This window comes from Vibrio sp. 1069, assembly GCF_033340555.1.
Map to the genome: position 1 here is coordinate 1 of NZ_JAWOWP010000030.1, position 26,251 is coordinate 26,251.

Consider the following 26,251-nt stretch of genomic DNA (forward strand, 5'->3'; position numbering starts at 1 on the left):
AACCTAGCCGCAGCATCAATATGACGCGTCTGCTGCTTTCTCTCGACAGCACGCCTGAGAATCGTGAGGAAATTGTCCTAGCAAACCGTGTGCTGTCTGATCCTCACTTTCAAAGCCAGCTCAAAGGCCTTGATCTCAATTACCTGGATGACGCTAAACGCTACCTCAATCTCGATTGGGTATCTGTCAATGAGGCGATTGAGCACCTAAACGAAAGCCAGCAGTACATTGAAAAAAACTTTTCCTCTGATGAGATCATTTTTGAACCTCGCGACATGACGTTCAAAAACATCGTCATCAAAAAGAAGGATTGGCAAGGCCGCGCTTGTGCTTACGATCTACGCTATCAGCATCATCCCAAATATCGTCCTCCTATTGGTGAAACTCGATTCACTATCACCAAAGACTCATTGATTGAACACCCAAGCATTGGCGATCATTTTCAAGGCTGCTTCCTCTCGATGAAGCGCCCTATCACGGAAGATGTCGTCGAACCGATAAGCAAGTTTGCGGATTGGTTTAATATCGTTGGTTGTTCAATCACAGGGTGCACCCGCAACGACTTGAATGGCTTCTCTCTCGAAGACTTCGATGATGAAGGCGACTGGAAGTACCGCTCCGTTGCCCTCAATTTTGATCCGAGCACCGTGTTATTGATGGAAAAAGTACAAGGTCTCGGGCGTAAAAAAAACATCCAACACAATAACCGCACAGAAATGCTCTGGTTTACGTATCCCAATACTAGCGAACACGACATTGACTACCTCGGCGTGTGGCAGCAAACCGAATACCACCAACAGTCCATGACACAATCGTGCCTATTGATGCGCCATCAACAAGTCATGCGACTGCCGAAAAATACGGACACCTGCCCAACCGATACAAGCCTGTACACCCAAGATGTTACCCGCGAATTTGCCGACATGTGGTGGGTCAACAATAGCGCCCCCAAAGCCGAACTCGCGCAAATGAACGTCATGGTACGTTGGTCAACAACCCCATCCGAAATCAATTACACCACCTGGGAATACTTGCCAGCTGGTGCAACTTGGGAGCAAGGCATTTTATATCGCTATCAACAAAATGTTCTGCGCAACCAAGACGGTTCCGATCGCATTGAAACCCACACCATTTCTGAATTTGTCAAAGTGAGCGAGGATGTATAACCATGGCAACAGCAGTAGCACTGACACAAATCATTCAACAATGGCAATCTGGTGATAAACGAGCTGAGAGCGAGCTCTATCAGTTTGCTTATTTACAGTTGCGTAAGATCGCCCAACATGAGCGTGAACGAAATGCAGAAAAGTACGGCACCAACAACAAAGTATTGGCAGACAGCGTCAACAGCACCACGGCATTAATTCATGATGCTTACCTGAAAATGTCCAACTGCGACATGAGTGAAATTGAAACAAAACGTGATTTCTTTTTGATGGCCGCCAAAGTGATGCGTCAAATCTTGATCGATAACGCACGCTCGCACCAAGCACAAAAGCGTCAACACATTACATTGATGAGAGATGAAGAAGATCGTTTCGAGCAATTGATTATCATGGATAAAGCTCTGGATAGTTTCAGTAGCCGCTATCCACGCCAATCGAGCGCACTCAAACTCAAGTATTTAATGGGCATGAAAAACCAAGAAATCAGTGAGCTACTCGAGTGCAGCGCAAGCCTGATAGAGAAAGACCTCAAATTCTCTCGCAGTTGGCTACAATCACGAATGGCGCACACGTAATCATGAACAAAAAGCTTTGGATAATCGGCGCAGTATGCGTCGGTTTGTTCGGTATTTACTTCATTTCAAACAAACACAATTTGGCATCTGTGAAAGACTCGTCAGACAACGCCGACAAGTCAACCCAGCAAGCACATCGTCAATATGAGCGCACATCTTTAGTTGAAGTAAAGCAAGCGTTGACAGGTTCTGCGTTGGATCGCACTCCTAAAAAAACGGGAGATGACGCATTTAACTCCGCCCTTTTAGGACAACCAGGCCCTGTTACGAATCCATTTCATACCACAGAAGACAACACGTTTTACGAGTCAGCATTGGGTGATAAGAACAGCCGACCACAAGAGGACCCATCAGAGAATAATAAACCCATCATCAACCTCACTGTGGAACAGCAGCTACAAACCATTATTTATGCTTGGGAGCTGAAACAAAACTCTCCGGTGAGTTATTCGCTCAACCTTAACCAGCTTTTTGAAGACCCAGATGGCGATCTCCTCACCACTCAGATTTGGCTTGAAAACGCCAATGGGTTAAGAGTCCTCAACCAAGGACAAATGATGGTGCAAGGAGCGCCTGAGGAAATAAAAACCACCACATATTTAGCGGTAGCAGCGCGCGATGATTATCACGGTAATAGCGATCATGCATGGGTCACAACGCGCTTTGAGTTACCCGTTATCACACCCGATCAAAATGACACAGAACACTCGTTAGTTGGCGATGTAGTTTATCGCCTAGAGACGACACAAAATCTTGCCGGTATCGCGTACGCGTATGAAGTGGTGTATTGCGAGGCCTTTCAGTTTGAGGGGGGCGAAGTAAGTTATGCCGCCTCACACAACAAACGCCAGTGTCCTGAAAAGGGAGACTTGAAAAAAGTGGGCAAGTACAAAATCAGTGATGACTCGTTGATCGTTTATGTCCAAGGTGTACGCCAAATTTGGACCATCAAAAAAGAATACCCATCTCAGGTTCATGAAGATACTCGGAACTACTTCACCACCGTGTTTGATGGTAAACAATTCGAAAGCTACACCATGCAAAAAAACAAGCAATCGATGGAAAAACGCATCAATGTCCACACTGGTGAGTACGAATATCAAGGAACGTTGTTTGACTACCTCTTTCCCATTTCAGGAGGGGGTTACATAAACGGGACTGCTAGCAACTACATATTTGATAGAAGTGTTCAGGGTAACGAACCAGTGCACAAGCTGGACTCTGATCTCAATATGAAATCAAATCAACATGACCTATTTTGTCATGATTATTTATTTTACTGGTACAGCTCTATCGTAGCGGGGCGAGGCGAGTTTGCCGATATTATCTCTAGCTCAATGGATTTTGACGGCGTAACTCCAATACATTGTGCTGAATGGCCAGATGATTACTGGCAACGAACATTTATGTTTTACAACCTTGAATACACAGATTACGACATATTCATTCCAGGCGAAGTCTACAGTTATGTGCTTAAACCTCACCCTCAATTTGCTGATCGCGTTGAGGAATTTAAGATCAACATGATTTATCACGCCCCTGTCCTTAGCGGCACCCAATAAACCTTTTTTACCGGTGGTTATTTTAACAAAACAATCATTCCCAAAATAAAACTGGAACCGTGATCAAATTATAAATTTTCCATCATAGACAAAAAATAGAAATAAATTTTACGGGTTTTGTGCGGATTTTCGTGTCTTGAACCTAAGCTCAATAGTCATTAAAAAGACACCACTCTCTTATATCTCACTAGTGAGATATAAAGAAAAAAATAATAAAAAAAGCGACTTTCTCATTCGGAAACGAAACAAGGACAAATAAATAATGAATAAGGTGAGTTTACTAGCAGCGTCAGTGGCTATCGCTCTTACAGGCTGTGGCGGTTCAGATGGTGGTTCAAACAGTGCTAACGACGGCGTTGTGATCACAGGTTTTGACGGCTACTTCAAGCATGCCGTTGTTTTTGAAGATACGAACAACAACGGCCAATGGGACACTCAAGAAACATTCCTTGGTCTGACCGATGAGAAAGGTCAACTGAAATTGGATGCAAAACCAGAAAGCACTCTAGCGCTACAGACCATCACACCAAACGGTTCAAAGCAGAAACAGCTCATCGCCTTGGATGCGAAAGAGTACGCTGGCAAATACACGGTAGATATGGATCATCCAGGCCAAGCTATGGCGCACGAAATCGTATTCCGTGCACCAACATCATCAAACGTGATTTCACCTATCACGGATCTTGTGGCGATTGAAATGGCAAAGGATCCAGCCATTAGTGAAGAAGACGCGAAAGCGAAAGTAAACCAAGCGCTAGGAGGCTCAGAAGAAGCACCAATTGATCTGTACAGTGATTTTGTTGAAGGTGCGACAAAAAACGCCGAACTACATAAAACCGCTCAGATTCTGACCGACTCGAAAGCACAAAACCCAACGAATTACGAGAAAAAAGCCACGGAGTTTGCTCAAGCGGCAAACCAAGAAGTGGAACGTCTTGTTGCATCTGGCGAAAACATCAATGACCCAAATCTACGTCCAATCATCACTGACGCGACCCCACACAGCGACACCTTAGCACCTGAAACGGCAGTTAATAACAAGCTAACCGTAAACAAAATCGTCGAAAAGGCAGCTAAAGATAAGCTAGAAAAACTACCAAAAATCGTACAAGGCGTGGACTTTGATGGCTTAGAGCTAGACATTGAAGGTCTATTTGCAGACAAAGACCAAAACCTTGTGACAACCAAACTGACGCACAACTTTGCAGGCACAGGCATTGAAGTTGTGCAAACTGGCAACCTGATTGTTCTACATCCAACTGCAATCGTAGAGAAAGCTGGTGATTTTGAGATTGTTCTAACGGCGCAAGACATTGATTCGTCAGGTAAGGTTTTGGGTACGGTAAGCACCGTATTTCAGTTCGAAATCGAATCGGCAAACTTACCACCAATGGTTGTAGAAACAGAACAAGCGCGTCTGCAGTCCATCGTTGATGGTTGGTACCTACAACAAGGTGAAGTGTTTGAACAAACACTCGATATTTCTGGTTTGTTCCAAGATAAAGACGGTCAAATTACCGACTACTCAGCGGACTATGTAGACATTGAAGGTCTAACAGTATCTGAGGATGGTAATGCAATTATCACCATTAAAGGCACACCAACAAAAGCAGGTGAAGCTGGAGCAGTACTTGCGATTAGCGCAACAGATGGCCATACCGCGGTACAAATTGCGCTCAGCATGCCAACGGTTATCGAAGGCGTCACGCCACCACCAGTAGTACCGACTTTGGGCTTCACTCACGAGCACTTCAACGGTCAAGAATGGAAAATGGGTAGCTTTGCACAGAAAGATGGTGAAATTGGCTACGCCATGTTGATGCAAGATTCTGAAGGCCTACTATTCTGCTGGGGTTCAAACCACGATGAGATGAATCAAGAGTACAAAGCGAACATCAGTGACTTCCTAAAAGACACATGGGAACACGATGCTTACGCCATTCTTGCCGATCTGGACCAACAAACTGGTTACACGGAATACAACAATAAAGACTGTAACGACGTTGAGCTGAAAGACGGTAAGCTATACAACAGCTACGGCGACGAGTATGAAATGTTGTACCAGCACAAAACCGAGCATAACGGCACTCAAATGATCGTTAAAATCTCAGATGATGAGCTGTTCTGGATGGACTCAAGCAATACCCCATTTGCAGAATCACTTTCGGTTGCAGAACACATCAAACACGGCACGTTAGAGCATGACTTGATGGTAGAAAGTAATGGCACAGGCGACGACACAGTCCTGAAATACTCGTCAGGTGCGTACGAATACGACACTGATACTTACAACTACACTTCGTTCATGCCAACAGGATTCCAAACTCCAGGTAATTGGGAAATCCAGAATGATGAAGACCGTGAACTGCTGATTCTAGAAGAAACAGGCTCAGAGTCAGATTACAAAACTCGTCATCGTTACATCAACCGCGATTTTGGTGACTTTTATATTGGTATTCGTTGGAGTAAAGAACAAAACGGTCATGAATCCGCACCGGAATATGGTCTGTACTCTAACAGCAAAGAAGCCATGACAAGCATCGCGAGTTCACTACCGATTTTGGAGCCTGGTGATGATGACTAAAGCAACCATCGTTAACCCTTGCTGTGATAGCGTGCATTTGCGCAGAAGACGCAGAACACTTTGGGAACGATTGGTCGGCATCAAAGAAGTGTATATCTGCTCTAACTGTCACAAAGAAACGCCACTCAAATAGCGATAATATTTGAGACCGCAAAAAAGCCCCGAACTCGGGGCTTTCTTCTATATTTTGACCACAATATCTGAGTCGTTATTTCACGCACACCACGTTCAATAATGAGGTCCCGGTGAGCTGATTGGGCTCACGATCGGCGAACAAACCTTTCTTATCTTTGCCCCAATACGGCAGTTGCAGTGGCCATTGATTTTTTTCCATCACCCCAGACGCCCTCAGCGCTTTAAACTCTGCAGGGTTGGCTAAGCTCATACCCAGTTGCTGACATACTTTGTGCGAGTTTTCGTAGTTGAGGCGGTTCCACGGCTTACCATGTTCCATGTAAAACTGATTATGGTGATCGAGTAAATATGGGACCACGTACGTTTTGCCTTGTAAGGAGGTTCTCAACCGAACTTCAATGTCATCATTCCCGCTCACAACTGGCTTCGCTTTGGTCTTAGCAACAGGCTTGGACGAAGAATTATCACGTGTATTTTTTACCTTGGTCTTTGACTTCTCTTCCGGAGCTTTAAAGGCGTCGGTATCAGCTCGCACGGCAGGAACTGGCGCGGGTTTCGGGGTCACCGTCGGTGTTGGCTTAACCGAAGATGCGGCTGATTTCGACGGCACAGCGGGTTTAGATGGTGTCGTAGACTGTTTACTCTCTTTTCCAACCACGCGGATGAACGCCTCTTTGTAATTCGACAAGGTTTTGACTCCTCGTAAGTCATCCCTCGCATCAGACAATGCCTTGTAAGGTCCAATCAAACAACGATAGCCTTTGGATTCAGGCTTCATCCATACGTCAGTCGTGATTTTACTATAGAGAGGCTTAGCTTTCGCGAGAGACATAGGCTTGGGTAGCAATCCGCATTGAATCCAGTAAAGGTAGTTGCCCCCCTGCGGCACTTTCTTTCCCCATACTCCGTTACCAATTGGGCACGTTTTCTCAAGCATCGGTAATTCTTTCTCGCTGGCTTGAGTGGCTTGGCAAAGGAACTCCTCCGCCTCAACTGGATTAGAAAACTGGGCGCATACCAGCAACAAACCCAAAGCCAGGCTTGCTTGGAAGACGTTAGATGGGCGTTGGGCCTTCTTCATTTCCATACACTTCACTCTAAATTAGTGGGTAAGGTCATCATGGCGGAAAAGCGCCAAAAAAATGTGAACAAAGAATAACTAGCAAAAAAAGAGCCGGAATTTGCATCCGGCTCTCAGTTTAGGAAGGAATTAAGCGAATTTACAACGCTTGGTGGGAAAATTCTTATCCTTTGTACAGTTTCGGGTTGAATACATCACGTAGCCAGTCGCCCAACAGGTTGATAACCAAAACCAATGTTACTAGCACGATGCCTGGGAAAGCAGTAATCCACCATGCACCAGAGAAGATGTAGTTAAAGCCGATGCTGATTAGCGCCCCCAGAGACGGTTGATCGACTGGCAGACCTAAGCCTAGGAATGACAGCGCCGCTTCCGACATGATCGCGTTCGCTACCTGTACCGTCGAGATAACCAAGATTGGCGATAGACAGTTCGGCAGAATGTGACGGAACATGATTCGCGGAGCTTTAAAGCCCATCACACGCGCCGCTTCGACGTATTCTTTCTTCTTCTCTGCCAATACCGAGGCACGAATAGTCCGTGCGTATTGCGGCCATTCTGCCACACCGATGATCACCACCAGCATGACCACCGCATATTGGCTGTAAAAATCACTGCCAAAACTGGCTTTGAAGATAGCTGACACGATGATCGCCACCATCATGGTCGAGAACGACAACTGTACGTCTGCAAAACGCATCAAGAAGCTATCGATACGGCCGCCGAAATAACCCGCCGACAAACCAATGATGATACCCAGTACCAACTGAAGACCAACCGCCAGGAAGCCGATGGTTAGAGACAGACGAGAGCCGTAAAGAATGGTCGATAAAATATCGCGACCTTGCTCGTCAGTACCCAACACAAAGCGTTCATCGCCATCTTCCATCCACGAAGGTGGCAACTCAGAATCCATGATGTCGATAGACGTCAGATCGTACGGGTCTGTTGGCGCAAGAATCGGTGCAGCCAATGCCAATACTAAGAACATCATAAAGACGGTAAAACTCGCCATCGCCACTTTGTCGCGTTTGAAATAATACAGAAAATCTGACTCTTTGAAACGCTGCCACGCTGATAGAGCAGGAGCTGGTGTTAAATTTGATTGGCTCATGATTAAGCTCCTTTTCCAGTTAGGTTCACAGTTGGGTTGATGATGCCGTACAGCAAGTCAACGATGGTATTGGTTACCACGAAGATCAGACCAACAAAGATAACGTAGGCAGTGATCAGCGGTGTATCTACACGGTTGATTGCCTCTAGGAAAAGGAAGCCAGTGCCCGGCCATTGGAACACGGTTTCAGTAAGAATGGTGTAGGCCACCATGGTACCAATCTGCACGCCACCTACCGTCAATACTGGTAGCATGGTGTTCTTAAGTGCATGTTGGTAATAAATCTTTTGTAAGTTCAAACCTTTTGCTTTGGCGAACTTAATGTATTCCGAACTCAGAACTTCCAGCATTTCTGAACGCACCAAGCGGATGAACAACGGCAGCATGATAGACGCTAGCGCAATACAAGGTAGGATGAGGTGCTTGATACCATCAATGGTAAAGAAGCCAGATTCCCAACCGAGTACGTTAGCGGTTTCACCTCGCCCATAGGAAGGCAACCAACCGAGTTCTATGGAGAAGACATACATCAGCATGATTGCGGTTAAGAACACCGGAATCGAGATACCGACACTGCTCATCGCCATGACAAATTTGGTAAAAACACTCTTAGGATGAATCGCAGAGTACACCCCAAGCGGAATAGAGAAAACAATGATGATAAGCGTCGCGCCAAACACGAGCTCTAATGTAGCTACCAGCTTGTCGAGAATCACCTCAACCGCAGGTCGCTTGAAAAAATATGAGGTACCCAAATCACCTTGCAGTGCATTACCCACAAAGCGCGTGTACTTTGTGATAAAGGGATCGTTCAGGCCCAAGTCGTCGCGTAGCGCTTGACGCTCCGATTCCGAAACCGACTGACCTACAAGCTCACGCAGCGGATCACCCAGGTTGTCCTGAATGGCAAACGCCACCAAACTGATCACAAACATCACTATCAGTGCCTGAAACAGGCGCTTGACCAGAAACGAAAACATTCCTTGCCCCTTAACTATCCATAGATCTCTAAATTAGAGAGAAAATTCAGTCTAAATAGCCAACTCAATCCGACTGAAACAAAACTGAGTCGAGTGCTTTAAGTTGAGGAGGGAAATCCATCCCTCCTCAAAGTCGACTAACCGTGATTATTCAACCACTAGGTCACCGAAGTAAGGCATTACCATTGGGTTAACGATATCTGCCGCTTTTACGTTAGACTTCGCGCCCCATGCTTCACTTTGCCAGTGTAGCGGTACGAATGCTGCGTCGTTGTATAGTGTCGCTTCTACGCCCTTCAGCATTTCTGCACGTTTCGCAGGGTCCGTCTCTACGTTCGCAGCTTCAACCACTTTGTCCATTTCTGGGTTTGAGTAGTAACCACAGTTGTACTGACCACGACCGGTTTCTTCGTTACGAGTCATAGTTAGGAACTCGTTGAAGTTCGCTGAGTCTTCTGTATCTGAGTGCCAACCGATCATCAGCATGTCTGCCGCACACTTGTCGAACTCAGGCCAGTACTGCGCTTTTGGCATGGTCTTCAGATCAACCTTGATACCGATCTTAGACAACATTGCCGCCGCCGCTTGTGCTACTTTCGCATCGTTCACGTAACGGTTGTTTGGTGCGATCATCGTTAGCGTCAGGCCGTTTTCGTAGCCCGCTTCTTTCATCAGTTCTTTCGCTTTCTTCAAATCGTAGCGAGGAACCAGTTTGTCATCGTGACCCACGTAACCTGCCGGGCTTTGCTGACCAGCAGCCGTTGCGAAGCCTTTCATGATTTTCTTCACGATACCTTCGTTATTGATTGCGTGAACAATCGCTTGGCGAACGCGAACGTCTTTCAATGCTTCGTTGCTGTTTTGGTTTAGTTGGAACGTGATGATACGAGTACCAGGTAGCGTAACTAGGTCGATGCCATCAGCATCTTCAACGCGTTTGTGGTCGTTTGGCGCTACAGGGTGAATCATGTCAACACCGCCAGAAAGCAGCGCTGCTACACGAGTCGCGTCTTCTTTGATTGGAACAAGTGTTAGCTTATCAACGTTACCTTTCGACTCTTTGTCCCAGTAATCTTTAAAGCGTTCAAATTCCACTTTTACGCCCTGCTCACGTGATGTCACGATGAACGGACCCGTGCCAGAAACGTTAGTCGATGCAAATGAGTTACCGTGCTTCACTAGTTCAGACTTGTCTTTGCCGTCTGCGGTTTTACCCGTGTAGAACTTGCTGTCCATAGGGAAAATGTACGTTGCGGTTTGCAACACTAGTGGGTAAGGACCTTTAGTTACAAGATCGAACGTGTTGTCGTCAACTTTGACGATTTTTTCGTACGGGTCGAAGATGTTTTTAAAGTCAGGAGAGCTTTGTAAACGCTGGAACGTCCACACGACGTCGTCAGCCGTTAGAGTATTGCCAGAATGGAATTTCACACCTTCACGCAGTTTGAAACGAACAGTCGTATCGTTAATACGTTCCCAGCTTTCTGCTAGACGAGGCTCGAAATCCATTTTTTGAGTAAAGCGAACCAACGGATCAAATACCATGTGTGACATTTGCAGTGTGCCACCTGATAGCTGCTCATGTGGGTCAAGCGATACTGGGTCAGCTGCATAGCCAACTTTGATATCTGCTGCCATTGCGTTAAAGCTTAGGCCCGCAGCCATTAGCGCCACTGCTAATTTGCTTTTCATGGTTTTCATTTGCATAACTCCTTCATGCGGGGATACGGATCCCTTGTTGTTGTGTTTGCGTCTTTGTTATGACTAAAGGTTAGCCAAGCGAATTGCTTGGTTTATGCCGTTTCGATCTCTTCTCGCAAGCCAGTAAACTCCGGCATCAGAGAAATCAATTTTTTGCTGTATTCGTGTTGAGGTGCCGTGAATAACTGTTCTGTTGGTGCCACTTCTAAAAGTGTACCCATTTGCATCACACCTACTCGGTCACACATCTGACGAATAACAGGTAAATCGTGGCTGATAAACAACATAGTCAAGTTCAGCTCACTTTGCAGATCTTTCAGCAAGTTTAGAATTTGTGCCTGTACCGATACGTCCAGTGCTGAGGTCGGTTCATCACAAATCAAAAGTCGAGGACGAGTCGCCAACGCACGCGCAATAGAAATACGCTGACGCTGACCACCGGAGAATTCATGAGGGTACTTAAGCCCAGCCATTCGACCCAAACCAACATGATCCAATAGGTCATTTACGATTTGGCGAGTTTCCGACTCGTTTTTCGTCAATTTATGGAAACGGATTGGCTCAGCAATAATATCGAATACCTTCATACGAGGGTTCATTGAAGTATATGGGTTTTGGAACACCATCTGCATTTGACGACGCATCGGGCGGCGCTCTTTCTCAGAGGTTAAAGCGGTCAGGTCAATGCCCTCGAATTTCACCTGACCAGAGTTAGGTTGGTATAAACCAGCAATCACACGTGCAATGGTCGATTTACCTGAACCAGACTCGCCCACCAAACCAAAGGTTTCGCCTTCGTGCACTTCAAAGCTCACATTATTAGATGCTTGCACGTATTCTCGGCGGCTCTCGAACAAAGAGTCTTTGGTCACAAAGCGAAGATTGACGTTCTTCACGTCCAAAAGCGGGCCAGTGTACTCACGCTCATCTTGGCTTTGTCCTAACCAGTGGTTCTTGATATCGAGTGGCTCCATTTCCGCCGCTTCTTCGATATAGCTTACTAACGGGAAACGATCTAGCTTTCTGTCTGAACGTGGTACCGCTGAAATTAGACTGCGAGTATAAGAGTGATCAGGATCGCCCAATACTTTGGCTGTTGGTCCAAACTCCACCAAGTCACCACGATACATTACCGCCACGCGATCGGTGACGTTGGAGACGACACCCATATCGTGAGTAACCAACATACAGCCGACATTGTTCTTGATACACAGCTCGCGGATCAAGTTGAGGATTTGGTCTTGGATAGAAACGTCTAACGCCGTAGTTGGTTCGTCCGCAATGATGAGATCAGGCTCACCAGCCAAAGCAATGGCAATGACAACACGCTGACGCATACCACCAGAGAATTGGTGCGGGTACTGCTTTAAGCGGTTTTCTGGTTGAGGAATACCAACCTGCTGCATAAGAGAAAGCGCGCGCTGATACGCCTCTTCATCAGAGACCTTCATGTTGGCGTGGATCGTCTCTTTCAGCTGTTGCTCAACAGTAAAAAGTGGATTGAGCGAGGTCATCGGATCTTGGAAAATAAAACCTATTTTCGAGCCGCGAACCTTACGCATCGCTTCTGGTGATAGGCCAGAAATTTTTTCTCCATCCAAGAAAACATCGCCGCTAGCAACGCGACCTGGAGGGCTAAGCAAATCAATAACGGCGTTACCAACGGTGGATTTACCCGCACCTGATTCGCCAACAACACCCACGATTTCACCACGTTCAATATGAAAAGAAAGTGACTTCACGGCAGCGTGAACGCCGTGTCGGGATGGGTATTCAATACGAAGGTTTTTCACTTCTAATAGTGACATTTCAGACCTCTACTGCCTTGTCTGTGGTATCGAATCATGCCAAAAGCACCATTCATCACCTGAATGAATCCGTTCAAATTCAGAATAATACTCTGAAATCTTAATGCGGAAATAATTTGGCAAAAATCACACAAAAAAGCAACAATTAAAGTATATTCCGCCGAAAAAACATTAAATAAACGCACAATTAGCGAATAAAAATGCATTAACAAGTATTTAACCATTTTCATATCACACTATTTTTGTGCGTCATGCACCAATAAAACTAGAAAAATGCTCTAAAAGTAAACATGAGCTAAACAAGATCATTAACCATATTATTCATGTGCATTTATTAACATTTAACAAACAATATCATATGCAAAAAGTGTTTTTTCAACATAAAAAACTATTAATAAAATAGTCGGCAAATACAAAAAGCCAAACTTAGGAAGAGAAAGGATAGGTCAAAACGTGAACAAAACAGCAAAACCACACAAATCCTGCTCCAACGCAGAATATGCGCCACTTAAGCGGTTTATTGACTAAGCAAAGGAAAGTACCGCTATCCTCATTCGTACGTCATAAGAAAACTCGCCGGTTTTAACCCTTTACGACACAATTGAGAGTGGGATAATAGATGAACAGTGTCAAAGCCAAGCCGTAAATAAAAGGAGCCCCTGTGCTTAAAGCGATTTTTTTTGATATGGACGAGACTTTATGTGCAACGTCACAAGCCGATAAAGTTGCAGGACAAGCGTTTACAACTTGGATTCATAAGACCTATCCACAAGTTACCGAGCCAAAAGCGTTTTTGCAGCGCTACTTGCAGGGTGTATACAAAAAGCTGAATGCTGAGTTCCCTCACCTTGTGGCTCTGCTACCCGATGAAAATGCCTTCCGTTGTGGCCTGATCCAAAACATCTTGGCGGAGCAAGGCGTCAGCATCACTGCAAAAGAGGCTCAACAAGCTCAAGACTACTTTGACTCTGCACGTATGGGCGCGTTCACTTTCTTCCCTGGTGTAAAAGAAATGCTCAGCGACCTTCGTCAACATTACAAACTCGTCGTGATCACTAACGGCCCGATTTTTTCTCAACACCCTAAATTAAACGCGACACAAATGAGCAACTGGGTGGACCATATTATTGTGGGAGGAGAAGAGCCAGAAGAGAAACCTGCTACAAGTATTTTCCAAAAAGCGCTCGACTTGGTCGAAGTAAAACCAGAAGAGGCTCTACACGTGGGCGACTCTTTACCTGCTGACATTGCTGGCGCTAACAATATGGGCATTTTGAGTGTGTGGGTGAATGCGACAGGCGCAAGCAACTCAACGGATATAACGCCAAGTTTTGAAATCCAAGAAACGGTAGAACTGAAAGAAATCCTTAAAACACTCGCCCAATAAAAGCAGCGGATTAGAAAACTACAAAACCCCAGACACTGCTCTGGGGTTTATTTTGTCAGCTCGAAAAGCATTTGGATCATAGGTGGTCAAAAGCCCCTAGAGCTGTACACTTTTGGGGAAAATTGAAATGGAATGCCGATTCTTTTCAGGAGAGATGCAAAAAAGCCCCAGTCTTTCGACTGAGGCTTTAAATAGTGGTCGGTGAAGAGGGATTCGAACCCCCGACCCTCTGGTCCCAAACCAGATGCGCTACCAAGCTGCGCTATTCACCGAACTGTATTTGCTGATTTTCTCAAATCAGACAGGACACTTCAACTAAGAAGTCACCTTAATTAATGGGGTGGCTAACGAGATTCGAACTCGCGACCACCGGAATCACAATCCAGGGCTCTACCAACTGAGCTATAGCCACCATCAATTTTTGCTGTTTACCGCTCTATTAGAGCCATAAACTAAATAGTGGTCGGTGAAGAGGGATTCGAACCCCCGACCCTCTGGTCCCAAACCAGATGCGCTACCAAGCTGCGCTATTCACCGACGATGTTTTATCTTGATTGAATCAAGATTGGGAGCAATGCTACCGCATTCAATCTCAAAAAGAAAGAATGGGGTGGCTAACGAGACTTGAACTCGCGACAACCGGAATCACAATCCGGGGCTCTACCAACTGAGCTATAGCCACCACTGATTTTTACCGATGTATCCTCCGAGGCAATGGTACGCCCGAAAGGATTCGAACCTTCGACCTTTGGCTCCGGAGGCCAACGCTCTATCCAACTGAGCTACGGGCGCATGCCCTATCGGCGGAGTGGAATAATACGGATATCACACTATGCCGTCTAGTACTTTTTTTACTTTTTTTATCGTTTGGTCTCTTTTTCGACAGTTATCTTCCGTTAAAGTGGATTTTTGATGTGATTCACGCCCTGTCATGGATAACTTGTTGTTTATTGCAACAAGTTATCGGGATATAATCACCCATTATTTACATTGATTTAACAGCTGCAACCAAGTTGTCTAATCATTCTATGCCATTCAGTGGAATTTAATGATTTCTCTGCTCGGCATTAATACTCTAACTATATAAATAGGTAAGTCACTTACCTCGGGAATGTGAAGTGGGTTTAATGGATATGTCTCGACAAATGATTAGCGTTTTGTTCGCTGCCTTAACGTTTTCTACGGCAGCTTTAGCTTCTGACATCAGCCAAACTGAATACGATGCGATCGCAGAACGCATCCAACCTGTCGGTGATGTTTATCTAGCAGGTTCTGAGCCAGTGAAAGAAGAACCAACCGGTCCACGTGATGGCGCCACAGTTTATGGTACTTTTTGTATTGCTTGTCACGCATCTGGTGTAAACGGCGCACCTAAAACAGGTAATGCCGATGATTGGGCACCGCGTATTGCACAAGGCAAAGATACGTTAGTGAAGCACGCATTAGAAGGCTTCAATGCGATGCCAGCCAAAGGAACCTGTATGGACTGTTCTGACGATGAAATCATCGCAGCAATTGACCACATGATTGAAGGTTTATAAGTAAAGACATCAACGAAAAAGGCTTGCCAGTTGGCAAGCCTTTTTGTTTTTAGTCAGTGAGAACAAGGTTACTTTACTTCTTAAACATTGCTCGAATATTGGCAATGTGTGCTTGACCTTTCGCCATACGCTCTTCTGCTGATACTGGCTTTTTGTTTACTTCCCATTCAACGTCATCAAATGGCAACTCATCCAAAAAGCGGCTTTGAGTAGGTTTGATCAACTCGCCAAACTGCCGACGCTCTTTGCACATAGTGAAAGTCAGTTCACGTTGCGCTCGAGTAATACCAACGTACATCAGGCGACGCTCTTCTTCCACGTTATCTTCATCAATACTGGTTTGGTGCGGTAAAATACCTTCTTCGGACCCAATTAAGTATACATATGGGAACTCAAGGCCTTTTGATGCGTGCAAGGTCATCAGTTGTACTGCATCACTGTCTTCATCTTCTTCACCGCGCTCCATCATGTCACGCAAGGTCAAACGTTGAACGACTTCTTTTAACGTTTTCTCTTCTTGATCGTAGTTGTCACCCTCTAGATCCGCCACTATCCATGAATAAAGGTCAGAAACGTTCTTCATTCGCATTTCAGCGGCTTTCGGACTTGTTGAAGTTTCGTATAGCCAATCTTCATAATGGATATCACGAACTAGCGAACGAACCGCTTCGACGGTATCACCACGCTCAGCTTGATCAGCAATCGCCACTAGCCATTGGGTGAAACGACGCAGGTTTTCTAGGCCACGTCCCGTTAGGTGCTGTTCGAGCCCCATTTCAAAGCTCGACTCAAACAGGCTCTTGCCTCGCATATTGGCATAACTGCCTAATTTCTCTAACGTTACTGGGCCAATTTCACGTCGCGGAGTGTTCACAATGCGCAAAAATGCATTGTCGTCATCCGGATTAACCAAAACACGCAAATACGCCATGATGTCTTTAATCTCTGCGCGTGCAAAAAACGAGGTGCCACCAGAAATTTTATACGGTACACGGTTTTGCATCAGAGACTTTTCAATCAAACGTGATTGGTGGTTACCACGATATAGAATCGCATAATCTTTATATTCGGTACGGTTTAGGAACTTATGCGCAATTAGTTCACCCGTTACGCGCTCTGCTTCGTGCTCTTCATTTTTAGCCAACAACACTTTGAGTTTTTCACCGTCAGGAATTTCAGAGAACAAAGACTTCTCATAGACGTGAGGGTTGTTAGCTATCAAAATGTTGGCCGCACGCAGGATTCGACTCGTTGAACGGTAGTTTTGCTCTAGCTTAATCAAACGCAAATTCGGATAATCTTCACCCAGCAACACGAGGTTCTGAGGTTTCGCACCACGCCATGAATAAATAGACTGATCGTCATCCCCTACAACAGTCAATCGCCCACGTTCTCCGACAATTAATTTGACCAGCTCATACTGACTCGTGTTGGTATCTTGATACTCGTCAACCAGTAGGTAACGGATACGATTCTGCCAACGCTGACGAACGTCTTCATGATTACGTAAGAGTAAAACGGGCATCAAAATTAGGTCATCAAAATCGAGCGCGTTATAGGCTTTCATTTGCTTTTGGTACATATCAAAACAGAACGCAAACAATTGTTGCTGTTCACCTTGCGCACGCGCTTTGGCTTGCTCTGGCGTCAACATGTCGTTTTTCCAGTTGGAAATACAACTCAGAAGCTGACGTAGCAGATCTTTATCACCATCAAGCTGCTTTTCGGTAAGTTCTTTGAGCAGCGCTAGCTGGTCTTGGTCATCAAACAGTGAGAAGCCCGCTTTCAACCCTAAATACTTGTACTCACGCTTGATGATGTTCAATCCTAAAGTGTGGAATGTTGATACCATCAAACCTTTAGACTCACCTTTCCCTAACGTTTGACCTACACGCTCCTTCATTTCACGTGCTGCTTTGTTGGTAAACGTCACCGCCGCAATGTTACGCGCTTTGTAACCACATTGCTGAACCAGATAAGCGATTTTATTGGTAATAACACGAGTTTTGCCCGAGCCAGCACCAGCTAGCACTAGGCATGGACCAGACACGTATTTCACGGCTTCATCTTGACTAGGGTTCAGCTTCATAGAAATTCTCTGCGGGTGATGAATGTGGCGCCTATGATAAAGGGGTGGCCTCGTGAAAGCTATGCTGATTTCTTGTAATTTTCACACCAATTAAGTGCAATATTCTGTTGCATAAATGGCGGGTATTTAAGCTATAATGAATGAACGTTCATTCACTAAAGGGTGACATTATGAAGGATAACCCTGCTGTAGATAAACGAGAACAAATCTTAGTCGCTGCTGAACAACTCATTGCTGAATCTGGCTTTCAAGGGCTTTCCATGCAAAAGCTCGCCAATGAGGCAGGTGTCGCAGCAGGGACGATTTACCGTTATTTCTCAGATAAAGAACATCTTTTAGAGGAACTACGCCTTAACGTTGCTAAGCGTGTTGCTACTGCGGTGCAACTAGGTGTTAGTGAAGAGATGCCTTTAAAACAGCGTTATCGAACCATGTGGCTCAATATTTGGAATCTAGCGAGCTCGAACTTAAGTGCGATCAGCAACCGAGTCCAATATGAATCTTTACCCTGTTCAAATAGTAGCAAAGCTCGGGAACTTGAGAGACAAATGTTTGCCCAAGTAGATCTTCTTTTTAATCAGGGTAAAGACGAGGGAGTATTCAAGCTTCTCGATAACGAAGTACTTTCTGGATTAAGTTTTGAGGCAAGTGTTGCACTTGCTCGGAAACACGCTTTGGGATTTTATCAACTGGATAAGACGGCATTAGAGGCCGCTATTGAAGCCAGTTGGGATGCAATTATTAAACACTAACTTGGAGTTCTTAATAGAATGAAAAAGTGGATTTTGATGCTATCAATTGTTTTATTACTTTTTGGTAGCGTTGTTACATACAGACTAATTGATATCAAAGACAAAATGGAGCAGTTTGCCAATCGCCCTGAACCAGCATTCCCAGTAACCGTAACTGAAGTGCAAGCGGTGGATTGGGTACCAGTCATCGAGGCAATTGGTTTTATCGAGCCAAATCAAGGCGTGACGGTAGCGAACGAAACGAGCGGTGTTATCGATAAAATCGCATTTGATTCCGGTACTCAAGTCAAAGCAGGTCAGCCACTAGTACTGCTTGACTCTGACGTTGAGAAAGCGAATTTAAAGAGCTCGCAAGCCAAGTTGCCAGCAGCAGAAGCGAAATACAAACGCTACCAAGGGCTATTTAAAAAAGGCTCTATTTCTAAAGAAGCGTATGACGAAGCAGAAGCGAACTACTTCTCCTTAAAAGCGGACATTGAAAGCTTGAAAGCGACCATCGACCGACGCGAAATCAAAGCGCCATTTGATGGTGTAGTAGGTATTCGTAACGTGTACCTAGGTCAGTACCTACAAGCGGGTACCGATATTGTTCGCCTGGAAGACACCAGCGTGATGCGTTTACGCTTTACCGTGCCGCAAACCGATATTTCACGTATCAATATCGACCAAGAAGTGGATATCTTCGTGGATGCCTACCCAGAACAGCCTTTCAAAGGTTCAATTTCTGCGATTGAGCCTGCGGTTAACGTACAAAGTGGTTTGATTCAAGTTCAAGCGGATATCCCTAACAGTGACGGCAAACTGCGTAGTGGTATGTTCGCGCGTGCAAACATCATTCTGCCTAAGTTAGAAAATCAGGTCACTCTACCTCAAACCGCGATCACATTTACGCTATATGGCGACAATGTTTACATCGTAACAGAAGAAGATGGCGAAAAACGCGTTAAGCAGCATGTGGTAAAAGTTGGCGAACGCTCTAAAAATATCGCACACATTCTAGAAGGCGTGAAGCCAGGTGATGTGGTAGTGACATCGGGTCAAGTCCGTTTGAGTAACCATGCGAAAGTAAGCATTGTCGAAAGCGATGCAACTACCCCACCTGCTGAAACACCAATGCTTTAAGTTGGAGGCATCATGCGCTTTACAGATGTTTTTATAAAACGTCCAGTTTTAGCGGTATCGATCAGCTTTTTGATTGCATTGCTTGGTTTGCAAGCGGTGTTCAAAATGCAAGTTCGTGAGTACCCTGAAATGACGAATACGGTGGTCACCGTGACCACCAGTTACTACGGTGCAAGTGCCAACTTGATCCAAGGCTTTATTACTCAGCCATTGGAGCAAGCGGTGGCGCAAGCCGATAATATTGATTACATGACTTCGCAATCGGTACTAGGTAAATCAACCATTACTGTCAACATGAAGTTGAATACTGACCCGAATGCAGCATTGGCTGATATCTTAGCGAAAACGAACTCAGTACGTTCTCAGCTTCCAAAAGAAGCCGAAGATCCAACCGTAACCATGTCGACAGGTTCGACAACGGCGGTACTGTACATCGGCTTTACGAGTGACGAGTTATCTTCAAGCCAGATCACTGACTACCTTGAGCGTGTAATCAACCCGCAGTTGTTCACTGTAAACGGTGTATCCAAAGTTGACCTGTATGGTGGTATGAAGTACGCACTGCGCGTATGGCTAGATCCTGCCAAAATGGGCGCTTTGAAGTTGACCGCTACGGATGTGATGAGCGTTCTTAACGCCAACAACTACCAATCTGCAACCGGTCAAGCGACGGGTGAGTTCGTACTTTATAACGGTAGCGCAGATACTCAGGTATCAAACGTTGCTGAACTTGAAGCATTGGTCGTGAAAACTGGTGAAGGGGATGTCATCCGCCTAGGTGATATCGCTAAAGTAACGCTGGAGAAGAGTCACGACGTTTATCGCGCAAGTGCAAACGGTCAAGAAGCCGTGGTTGCGGCGATCAACGCAGCACCAAGCGCTAACCCAATCAACATTGCAGCAGACGTACTTGAACTGTTGCCTCAGCTTGAGCGCAACCTACCAAGTAACATCAAAATGAACGTGATGTACGACTCAACTATCGCCATCAACGAATCGATTCACGAAGTAGTGAAAACGATTCTTGAAGCAGCGGTCATCGTACTTGTGGTTATCACACTGTTCCTAGGTTCATTCCGCGCGGTAATCATTCCTATCGTGACCATTCCACTTTCATTGATTGGTGTGGCAATGGTGATGCAGGCAATGGGTTTCTCTTGGAACTTGATGACGCTACTGGCGATGGTGCTTGCCATCGGTCTGGTGGTGGATGACGCGATCGTTGTACTAGAAAACGTTGACCGTCACATCAAAGAAGGGGAATCGCCATTCCGAGCTGCAATTATTGGTACGCGTGAAATTGCGGTTCCAGTTATCGCGATGACATTGACGCTAGGTGCAGTGTACGCGCCGATCGCATTGATGGGTGGTATCACCGGTTCATTGTTCAAAGAGTTCGCTTTGACACTGGCAGGTTCAGTATTCGTATCCGGCATCATCGCTTTGACACTATCACCAATGATGTGTTCGAAGATGCTGAAGGCGAACGAGAAGCCAAGCAAGTTTGAGCAAAAAGTTCACCATGTACTTGATGCCATGACTAATCGCTACGCAAGCATGTTAAAAGCAATAATGGCTAGCCGACCAGTGGTGATCGTGTTTGCGATAATTGTATTCGCAAGTTTACCAGTCCTATTCAAGTTTATTCCTAGCGAGCTAGCTCCATCTGAAGATAAAGGTGTTGTAGTACTCATAGGGACCGCACCATCAAATTCGAATTTGGACTACATCCAAAACACCATGGATGATGTGAATAAGATTCTCTCTGATCAACCAGAAGTGGAATACGCTCAGGTATTTAACGGTGTACCGGATTCTAACCAAGCGTTTGGTTTAGCTACACTCAAACCATGGGGCGAACGAGAAGCGAGCCAAGCAGAAATCAAACAGCGTGTTGGTGGGCTTGTTTCGAGCATTCCGGGAATGTCTATTGCTGCCTACGAAATGCCGGAGCTACCAGGTGCTGGTTCAGGCCTTCCTGTACAGTTCGTAATTACAACGCCAAACAACTTTGAAAGTTTGTTTACCGTTGCAAATGACATTCTGTCGGAAGTAGCAAGCAGTCCAATGTTTGTCTATTCCGATCTGGATCTGAAATATGATTCTGCAACGATGAAGATCAAGATCGATAAAGACAAAGCCGGTGCCTACGGTGTGACTATGCAAGACATTGGTATCACCCTCAGCACCATGATGGCAGATGGTTATGTAAACCGTATCGACCTAAATGGCCGCTCTTATGAGGTAATTCCTCAGGTTGAGCGTAAATGGCGTCTAAACCCAGAATCGATGAAGAACTACTATGTACGCTCTGTGGATGGTAAAGCGGTTCCATTAGGTAGTCTGATTACCATTGATGTGGTGGCTGAGCCTCGCTCTTTGCCACACTTCAACCAGCTAAACTCAGCAACTGTGGGTGCTGTTACAGGCCCTGGTGTTTCGATGGGGGATGCAGTTAATTGGTTTGAAAATATTGCACAAACCAAACTGCCTGCAGGGTATAACCATGATTACATGGGCGAATCTCGTCAGTTTGTAACGGAAGGTAGTGCCTTGTATGCAACCTTCGGTCTTGCACTTGCGATCATCTTCCTCGTTCTGGCGATTCAATTTGAATCACTCCGCGATCCTATTGTCATCATGGTATCTGTACCTCTGGCAATATGTGGTGCCTTGATCGCATTGGCCTGGGGTACGGCCTCGATGAACATATACTCGCAGGTTGGTTTGATCACGCTGGTCGGCCTAATAACCAAGCACGGTATCTTGATCTGTGAAGTCGCCAAGGAAGAGCAGTTACATAATAAACTGTCTCGTATTGATGCGGTGATGGAAGCTGCGAAAGTGCGTCTTCGCCCTATCCTAATGACCACTGCAGCGATGATCGCAGGTCTGATCCCACTGATGTACGCAACAGGTGCAGGTGCCGCGCAACGTTTCAGTATCGGTATCGTCATCGTTGCTGGCCTTGCAATCGGTACACTGTTCACACTATTCGTGCTACCTGTGATTTACAGCTACCTAGCTGAAAAACACAAACCTCTGCCAGTATTTGTTGAAGACAAAGACTTGGAGAAGTTAGCGCGAGTTGACGAAGCGAAAGCAGCTCATCGTGAATTAGCGGATAACAGATAAGCTATTAAGGCATTCAAAAAGGTCACTTCGGTGGCCTTTTTTATTGCCGCTCTCTTTTTTACCATCTAAATGGCGACTTTCACGTATCATTTACTTAAAATGAGGACAAATCAAAAGGAGTTTTAGCCACTATGTTTGACCCAAAGAAATTAGAGCAAATTGCTAAACAGATTCACGACTCAATGCCTCAACCTGTAAAAGAGTTGGGCTCTGATGTCGATCAGAAAGTTCGTCAAGTAATCCAAGGCCAACTAAACAAGCTAGATGTTGTAAGTCGCGAAGAGTTTGATGTTCAAACTCAAGTTTTACTACGTACACGTCAAAAGCTAACAGAAATGGAACAGAAGTTGGCGCAACTTGAAGAAAAGCTTGCAGAAAAATAAGTATCAAAGCGCTCCTCACAAAGGAGCGTTTTTCTTATCTGCGCGCAGATAAATCGGCTAAAAACAAAAAAGCTTGGCCAACGGCGACCAAGCCTTTTGATTAGATGTTGTGTTTTATTTTGTATTTATCACTCCGGTCTGCCTGGAGTTTATCTACTGCGTTACTTGAGACTAAGTAAATTACGCTGTATTAAGGTTTCATTTCTAGGAGAAGGCGCGGACTTTACGATAGTAAACGAGCACCTTCGACACCGAAATGGAGCCTTAAGGCCAGTCATTTAGCCGCCCACCGCGATACGCTTCATATCAGTCATGTAACCACGTAGCTCTTCACCGATGTACTCTACAGGGTGGTTACGGATTGTTTCATTCACAGCGATGAGAATCGCGTTATCCACTTGGTTAGACGTTTCACCTAAACCTTTACCAATTACGTCAGTATTTACGGCTGGCATAAACTTCTCACGTAGAAGCGGCGTTGCTACGTTAGCGAACAGGTAGTTACCGTATTCCGCAGTGTCTGAGATAACCACGTTCATCTCGTATAAACGCTTACGTGCGATAGTGTTTGCGATAAGTGGCAGCTCGTGTAGAGACTCGTAGTAAGCAGACTCATCGATGATGCCAGATGCCGTCATCGCTTCGAATGCTAGCTCAACACCCGCACGAACCATAGCAACCATCAAGATACCGTTATCGAAGTACTCTTGCTCAGAGATTTCTACGTCAGTTTCTGGGTAGTTTTCGAAAGCAGTTTCACCTGTTTCTGCACGCCAGCCTAGTAGATTTGCATCGTCGTTTGCCCAGTCAGCCATCATAGTGCTAGAGAAGTGACCGGTGATAATGTCATCCATGTGCTTGTTGTATAGCGGACGCATCAGTTCTTTTAGCTCTTCAGAAAGCTCAAATGCTTTCACTTTTGCAGGGTTAGTTAGGCGATCCATCATGTGAGTGATACCACCAAACTTCAGTGCTTCAGTGATGGTTTCCCAACCGTATTGAAGAAGCTTACCAGCGTAGCCAGGATCGATACCATCAGCAATCATCTTCTCGTAACATACGATAGAGCCAGCCTGTAGCATGCCACAAAGGATAGTTTGCTCACCCATTAGGTCAGATTTCACCTCAGCAACAAAAGAAGACTCTAGACAGCCTGCACGGTGACCACCGGTTGCTGCAGCCCAAGCTTTCGCGATATCCCAACCTTCACCTTTTGGGTCGTTCTCTGGGTGAACAGCGATAAGAGTCGGTACACCGAAACCGCGCTTGTATTCTTCACGAACTTCCGTACCTGGACATTTAGGTGCAACCATTACTACCGTTAGGTCTTTACGGATTTGCATGCCTTCTTCAACAACGTTGAAACCGTGAGAGTAACCTAGTGCTGCGCCTTCTTTCATTAACGGCATTACCGTCTCAACAACGTTTGTGTGCTGCTTATCTGGAGTAAGGTTTACTACTAGATCAGCTTGTGGAATTAGCGTTTCGTAGCTACCTACCTCAAAACCGTTGTCTTTTGCGTTTTTGAATGACTGGCGTTGCTCATCAATCGCGGCTTGGCGAAGCGCATAAGCAACGTCTAGACCAGAGTCGCGCATGTTCAGACCTTGGTTAAGACCTTGAGCACCACAACCTACAATGACTACTTTCTTACCTTTCAGATAATCCGCTTCTGAAGCGAACTCACTGCGGTCCATAAAACGACAACGACCTAATTGGTCCAACTGCTCGCGCAAGTTTAGGGTATTGAAATAATTAGCCATCTGGGTGCTCCTTTGAGATTCTTCCATTGAGGTCAGTAATTGCCTTACCGAATAACTTCATACTAAAACAGACATGAGATTGCTTAAAGTGATATATTCACAATTAGTTATTGCAATTTATGCAACATGGAAATGAAAATTTAATGAATATCAAAAGCCTGCAACTTTTCATTCATCTCTGTGAGAGTAAAAGTTTCGCCAAGACCGCAGCGGCAATGCATATTAGCCCTTCAGCCTTAAGCCGACAGATACAAAAATTAGAGGAGGAAACCAGCCAACAATTGTTTTTACGCGACAACCGTAGCGTTGATTTAACTATCCAAGGTAAAAAGCTAGTCCCAGTCGCCTTAAAGATTCTTGGCGAATGGCAGCAGTATCAGAGTCACCTGAAGGGAACCGAGGATGAATTGAAAGGAGAAATCCGTCTCTTTTGTTCTGTTACTGCAAGCTACAGCCATCTGCCGGAGCTAATATCTGACTTTCGTATTCAGAACCCTTTCATTGAATTCAAACTATCAACCGGCGATCCAGCTCAAGCGATCGACAAAATACTAGCAGATGAAGCCGATATTGCCATATCAGCCAAGTCAGAACAGATGCCAAATAAAATCGCATTTGAAACGATCAGTGAAATCCCACTTTCTGTCATCGTACCTGTTGGGGTTAGTGCGTTTGCTGAAGAGCTACAAAAAGAAAAACCAGACTGGTCGGTCATTCCATTCATACTCCCAGAAGCAGGAACGGCAAGAGACAGGGCCAATAGTTGGCTCAAACAAATGAAAATAAAGCCAAAGATTTACGCACAAACTTCCGGACATGAAGCCATCGTAAGTATGGTTGCATTGGGGTGTGGAGTAGGTATCGCACCTGATGTTGTAATCAATAACAGTCCGGTAAGAGAAAAGATAAATCGTTTAAAAGTCTTACCAATTAAACCTTTTAAACTTGGTGTTTGCTGCAACAAAACTCAGCTGGAAAATCCGCTTGTTAAAGCCTTTTGGAAGGTTGCAGAGAGCAAGTATATCGCACCTTAGATGAACACTTTTTAGGTATAAAGTGAGCTAATTTTAAAACTCTATAGATGCAAAAAAGCCCGCTCTTTCGAGCGGGCTTCTTAAATTTAAAGCCTGGCGATGTCCTACTCTCACATGGGGAAGCCCCACACTACCATCGGCGCTATTTCGTTTCACTTCTGAGTTCGGCATGGAAATCAGGTGGGTCCAAAACGCTATGGTCGCCAAGCAAATTCTTTAATCTGGAAAGCTGTTTTTTAATTCTCGTTCTTACACATTCAACGTTCTTTCATTGAGTCCATCAAAACCCCTTGGGTGTTGTATGGTTAAGCCTCACGGGCAATTAGTACAGGTTAGCTC

Annotated in this window: 19 protein-coding genes, 5 tRNA genes and 1 rRNA gene; 12 read left to right on the forward strand and 13 right to left on the reverse strand. The window is 45.3% G+C overall.

Annotated elements, in window-relative coordinates; translation table 11 throughout:
* The 5 genes from R7040_RS23250 to R7040_RS23270 form a co-directional block, all read left to right on the forward strand.
* A partial coding sequence (locus tag R7040_RS23250; protein ID WP_318097217.1) for a chromosome partitioning protein ParA occupies nt 1-1,166 on the forward strand: 1,166 nt, incomplete at its 5' end.
* Between the two features lie 2 nt (nt 1,167-1,168).
* Nucleotides 1,169-1,741: a sigma-70 family RNA polymerase sigma factor gene (locus R7040_RS23255; protein WP_064353504.1), complete on the forward strand. Its 573-nt coding sequence runs from the start codon at nt 1,169-1,171 to the stop codon at nt 1,739-1,741.
* 2 nt (nt 1,742-1,743) lie between these two features.
* A complete protein-coding gene (locus tag R7040_RS23260; protein ID WP_064353503.1) occupies nt 1,744-3,303 on the forward strand; it encodes a hypothetical protein in 1,560 nt (519 codons plus the stop codon).
* 262 nt (nt 3,304-3,565) lie between these two features.
* The gene (locus R7040_RS23265; RefSeq protein ID WP_064353502.1) at nt 3,566-5,887 is read left to right on the forward strand and encodes a hypothetical protein; all 2,322 of its coding nucleotides are present in this window, start codon (nt 3,566-3,568) and stop codon (nt 5,885-5,887) included.
* Nucleotides 5,877-6,020, forward strand: coding sequence for a hypothetical protein (locus tag R7040_RS23270; RefSeq protein WP_012841245.1), 144 nt, complete (start codon nt 5,877-5,879; stop codon nt 6,018-6,020). Before R7040_RS23265 ends, R7040_RS23270 begins: the two co-directional genes overlap by 11 nt.
* A gap of 75 nt (nt 6,021-6,095) precedes the next feature.
* On the opposite strand, the gene R7040_RS23275 is transcribed toward R7040_RS23270, so the two are convergent.
* The 5 genes from R7040_RS23275 to R7040_RS23295 all read right to left on the reverse strand — a co-directional run bounded on the left by R7040_RS23275 (nt 6,096) and on the right by R7040_RS23295 (nt 12,706).
* The gene (locus tag R7040_RS23275) at nt 6,096-7,109 is read right to left on the reverse strand and encodes an SPOR domain-containing protein (protein ID WP_053307264.1); all 1,014 of its coding nucleotides are present in this window, start codon (nt 7,107-7,109) and stop codon (nt 6,096-6,098) included.
* A 157-nt stretch (nt 7,110-7,266) separates the two neighbouring features.
* On the reverse strand, nt 7,267-8,217 hold the full coding sequence (locus tag R7040_RS23280; protein ID WP_191116213.1) for an ABC transporter permease: 951 nt from the start codon (nt 8,215-8,217) through the stop codon (nt 7,267-7,269).
* A 2-nt stretch (nt 8,218-8,219) separates the two neighbouring features.
* A complete protein-coding gene (locus R7040_RS23285) occupies nt 8,220-9,197 on the reverse strand; it encodes an ABC transporter permease (RefSeq protein ID WP_005379110.1) in 978 nt (325 codons plus the stop codon).
* A gap of 147 nt (nt 9,198-9,344) precedes the next feature.
* Nucleotides 9,345-10,898, reverse strand: a complete 1,554-nt coding sequence (locus tag R7040_RS23290) for an ABC transporter substrate-binding protein (RefSeq protein ID WP_005379109.1) — start codon at nt 10,896-10,898, stop codon at nt 9,345-9,347.
* A 92-nt stretch (nt 10,899-10,990) separates the two neighbouring features.
* Nucleotides 10,991-12,706, reverse strand: a complete 1,716-nt coding sequence (locus tag R7040_RS23295; RefSeq protein WP_005379108.1) for a dipeptide ABC transporter ATP-binding protein — start codon at nt 12,704-12,706, stop codon at nt 10,991-10,993.
* 661 nt (nt 12,707-13,367) lie between these two features.
* Here R7040_RS23295 and R7040_RS23300 point away from each other — a divergent pair.
* Nucleotides 13,368-14,093: an HAD family hydrolase gene (locus tag R7040_RS23300; RefSeq protein WP_005379107.1), complete on the forward strand. Its 726-nt coding sequence runs from the start codon at nt 13,368-13,370 to the stop codon at nt 14,091-14,093.
* A gap of 195 nt (nt 14,094-14,288) precedes the next feature.
* On the opposite strand, the gene R7040_RS23305 is transcribed toward R7040_RS23300, so the two are convergent.
* The 5 genes from R7040_RS23305 to R7040_RS23325 form a co-directional block, all read right to left on the reverse strand.
* Nucleotides 14,289-14,365, reverse strand: a tRNA-Pro gene (locus tag R7040_RS23305).
* A gap of 64 nt (nt 14,366-14,429) precedes the next feature.
* A tRNA-His gene (locus R7040_RS23310) sits at nt 14,430-14,505 on the reverse strand.
* A 48-nt stretch (nt 14,506-14,553) separates the two neighbouring features.
* A tRNA-Pro gene (locus R7040_RS23315) sits at nt 14,554-14,630 on the reverse strand.
* A gap of 69 nt (nt 14,631-14,699) precedes the next feature.
* Nucleotides 14,700-14,775 (reverse strand) — tRNA-His (locus R7040_RS23320).
* 33 nt (nt 14,776-14,808) lie between these two features.
* A tRNA-Arg gene (locus R7040_RS23325) sits at nt 14,809-14,885 on the reverse strand.
* Nucleotides 14,886-15,220: 335 nt separating this feature from the next.
* On the opposite strand from R7040_RS23325, the gene R7040_RS23330 reads away from it, so the two are divergent.
* Nucleotides 15,221-15,634 (forward strand): c-type cytochrome, encoded by a 414-nt coding sequence (locus R7040_RS23330; protein WP_005384252.1) that lies wholly within the window; start codon nt 15,221-15,223, stop codon nt 15,632-15,634.
* Between the two features lie 73 nt (nt 15,635-15,707).
* On the opposite strand, the gene rep is transcribed toward R7040_RS23330, so the two are convergent.
* A complete protein-coding gene (rep, locus tag R7040_RS23335; protein WP_064353500.1) occupies nt 15,708-17,723 on the reverse strand; it encodes a DNA helicase Rep in 2,016 nt (671 codons plus the stop codon).
* A 170-nt stretch (nt 17,724-17,893) separates the two neighbouring features.
* On the opposite strand from rep, the gene R7040_RS23340 reads away from it, so the two are divergent.
* The 4 genes from R7040_RS23340 (at nt 17,894) to ubiK (ending at nt 23,115) form a co-directional block, all read left to right on the forward strand.
* Nucleotides 17,894-18,475, forward strand: a complete 582-nt coding sequence (locus R7040_RS23340) for a TetR/AcrR family transcriptional regulator (protein ID WP_005384254.1) — start codon at nt 17,894-17,896, stop codon at nt 18,473-18,475.
* A gap of 18 nt (nt 18,476-18,493) precedes the next feature.
* Nucleotides 18,494-19,597 (forward strand): efflux RND transporter periplasmic adaptor subunit, encoded by a 1,104-nt coding sequence (locus R7040_RS23345; RefSeq protein WP_064353499.1) that lies wholly within the window; start codon nt 18,494-18,496, stop codon nt 19,595-19,597.
* 12 nt (nt 19,598-19,609) lie between these two features.
* On the forward strand, nt 19,610-22,732 hold the full coding sequence (gene vmeD, locus R7040_RS23350; RefSeq protein ID WP_318081296.1) for a multidrug efflux RND transporter permease subunit VmeD: 3,123 nt from the start codon (nt 19,610-19,612) through the stop codon (nt 22,730-22,732).
* A 131-nt stretch (nt 22,733-22,863) separates the two neighbouring features.
* Nucleotides 22,864-23,115, forward strand: coding sequence for a ubiquinone biosynthesis accessory factor UbiK (gene ubiK, locus R7040_RS23355; RefSeq protein ID WP_005379099.1), 252 nt, complete (start codon nt 22,864-22,866; stop codon nt 23,113-23,115).
* A 278-nt stretch (nt 23,116-23,393) separates the two neighbouring features.
* Here ubiK and ilvC read toward each other — a convergent pair whose 3' ends face one another.
* Nucleotides 23,394-24,878: a ketol-acid reductoisomerase gene (gene ilvC, locus R7040_RS23360; protein ID WP_047103684.1), complete on the reverse strand. Its 1,485-nt coding sequence runs from the start codon at nt 24,876-24,878 to the stop codon at nt 23,394-23,396.
* A 143-nt stretch (nt 24,879-25,021) separates the two neighbouring features.
* On the opposite strand from ilvC, the gene ilvY reads away from it, so the two are divergent.
* Nucleotides 25,022-25,912: an HTH-type transcriptional activator IlvY gene (gene ilvY, locus R7040_RS23365; RefSeq protein WP_025768266.1), complete on the forward strand. Its 891-nt coding sequence runs from the start codon at nt 25,022-25,024 to the stop codon at nt 25,910-25,912.
* 91 nt (nt 25,913-26,003) lie between these two features.
* Here ilvY and rrf read toward each other — a convergent pair.
* Nucleotides 26,004-26,120 (reverse strand): 5S ribosomal RNA (gene rrf / locus R7040_RS23370).
* Nucleotides 26,121-26,251 lie beyond the last annotated feature (131 nt).

Coding starts and splice junctions, on each gene's coding strand:
- R7040_RS23345 (WP_064353499.1), top strand. CDS start 18,494: ATGAAAAAGTGGATTTTGATGCTATCAATTGTTTTATTACTTTTTGGT.
- vmeD (WP_318081296.1), top strand. CDS start 19,610: ATGCGCTTTACAGATGTTTTTATAAAACGTCCAGTTTTAGCGGTATCG.
- ubiK (WP_005379099.1), top strand. CDS start 22,864: ATGTTTGACCCAAAGAAATTAGAGCAAATTGCTAAACAGATTCACGAC.
- rep (WP_064353500.1), bottom strand. CDS start 17,723: ATGAAGCTGAACCCTAGTCAAGATGAAGCCGTGAAATACGTGTCTGGT.
- R7040_RS23285 (WP_005379110.1), bottom strand. CDS start 9,197: ATGTTTTCGTTTCTGGTCAAGCGCCTGTTTCAGGCACTGATAGTGATG.
- R7040_RS23270 (WP_012841245.1), top strand. CDS start 5,877: ATGATGACTAAAGCAACCATCGTTAACCCTTGCTGTGATAGCGTGCAT.
- ilvC (WP_047103684.1), bottom strand. CDS start 24,878: ATGGCTAATTATTTCAATACCCTAAACTTGCGCGAGCAGTTGGACCAA.
- R7040_RS23280 (WP_191116213.1), bottom strand. CDS start 8,217: ATGAGCCAATCAAATTTAACACCAGCTCCTGCTCTATCAGCGTGGCAG.
- R7040_RS23295 (WP_005379108.1), bottom strand. CDS start 12,706: ATGTCACTATTAGAAGTGAAAAACCTTCGTATTGAATACCCATCCCGA.
- ilvY (WP_025768266.1), top strand. CDS start 25,022: ATGAATATCAAAAGCCTGCAACTTTTCATTCATCTCTGTGAGAGTAAA.
- R7040_RS23265 (WP_064353502.1), top strand. CDS start 3,566: ATGAATAAGGTGAGTTTACTAGCAGCGTCAGTGGCTATCGCTCTTACA.
- R7040_RS23290 (WP_005379109.1), bottom strand. CDS start 10,898: ATGAAAACCATGAAAAGCAAATTAGCAGTGGCGCTAATGGCTGCGGGC.
- R7040_RS23255 (WP_064353504.1), top strand. CDS start 1,169: ATGGCAACAGCAGTAGCACTGACACAAATCATTCAACAATGGCAATCT.
- R7040_RS23330 (WP_005384252.1), top strand. CDS start 15,221: ATGGATATGTCTCGACAAATGATTAGCGTTTTGTTCGCTGCCTTAACG.
- R7040_RS23275 (WP_053307264.1), bottom strand. CDS start 7,109: ATGGAAATGAAGAAGGCCCAACGCCCATCTAACGTCTTCCAAGCAAGC.
- R7040_RS23260 (WP_064353503.1), top strand. CDS start 1,744: ATGAACAAAAAGCTTTGGATAATCGGCGCAGTATGCGTCGGTTTGTTC.
- R7040_RS23340 (WP_005384254.1), top strand. CDS start 17,894: ATGAAGGATAACCCTGCTGTAGATAAACGAGAACAAATCTTAGTCGCT.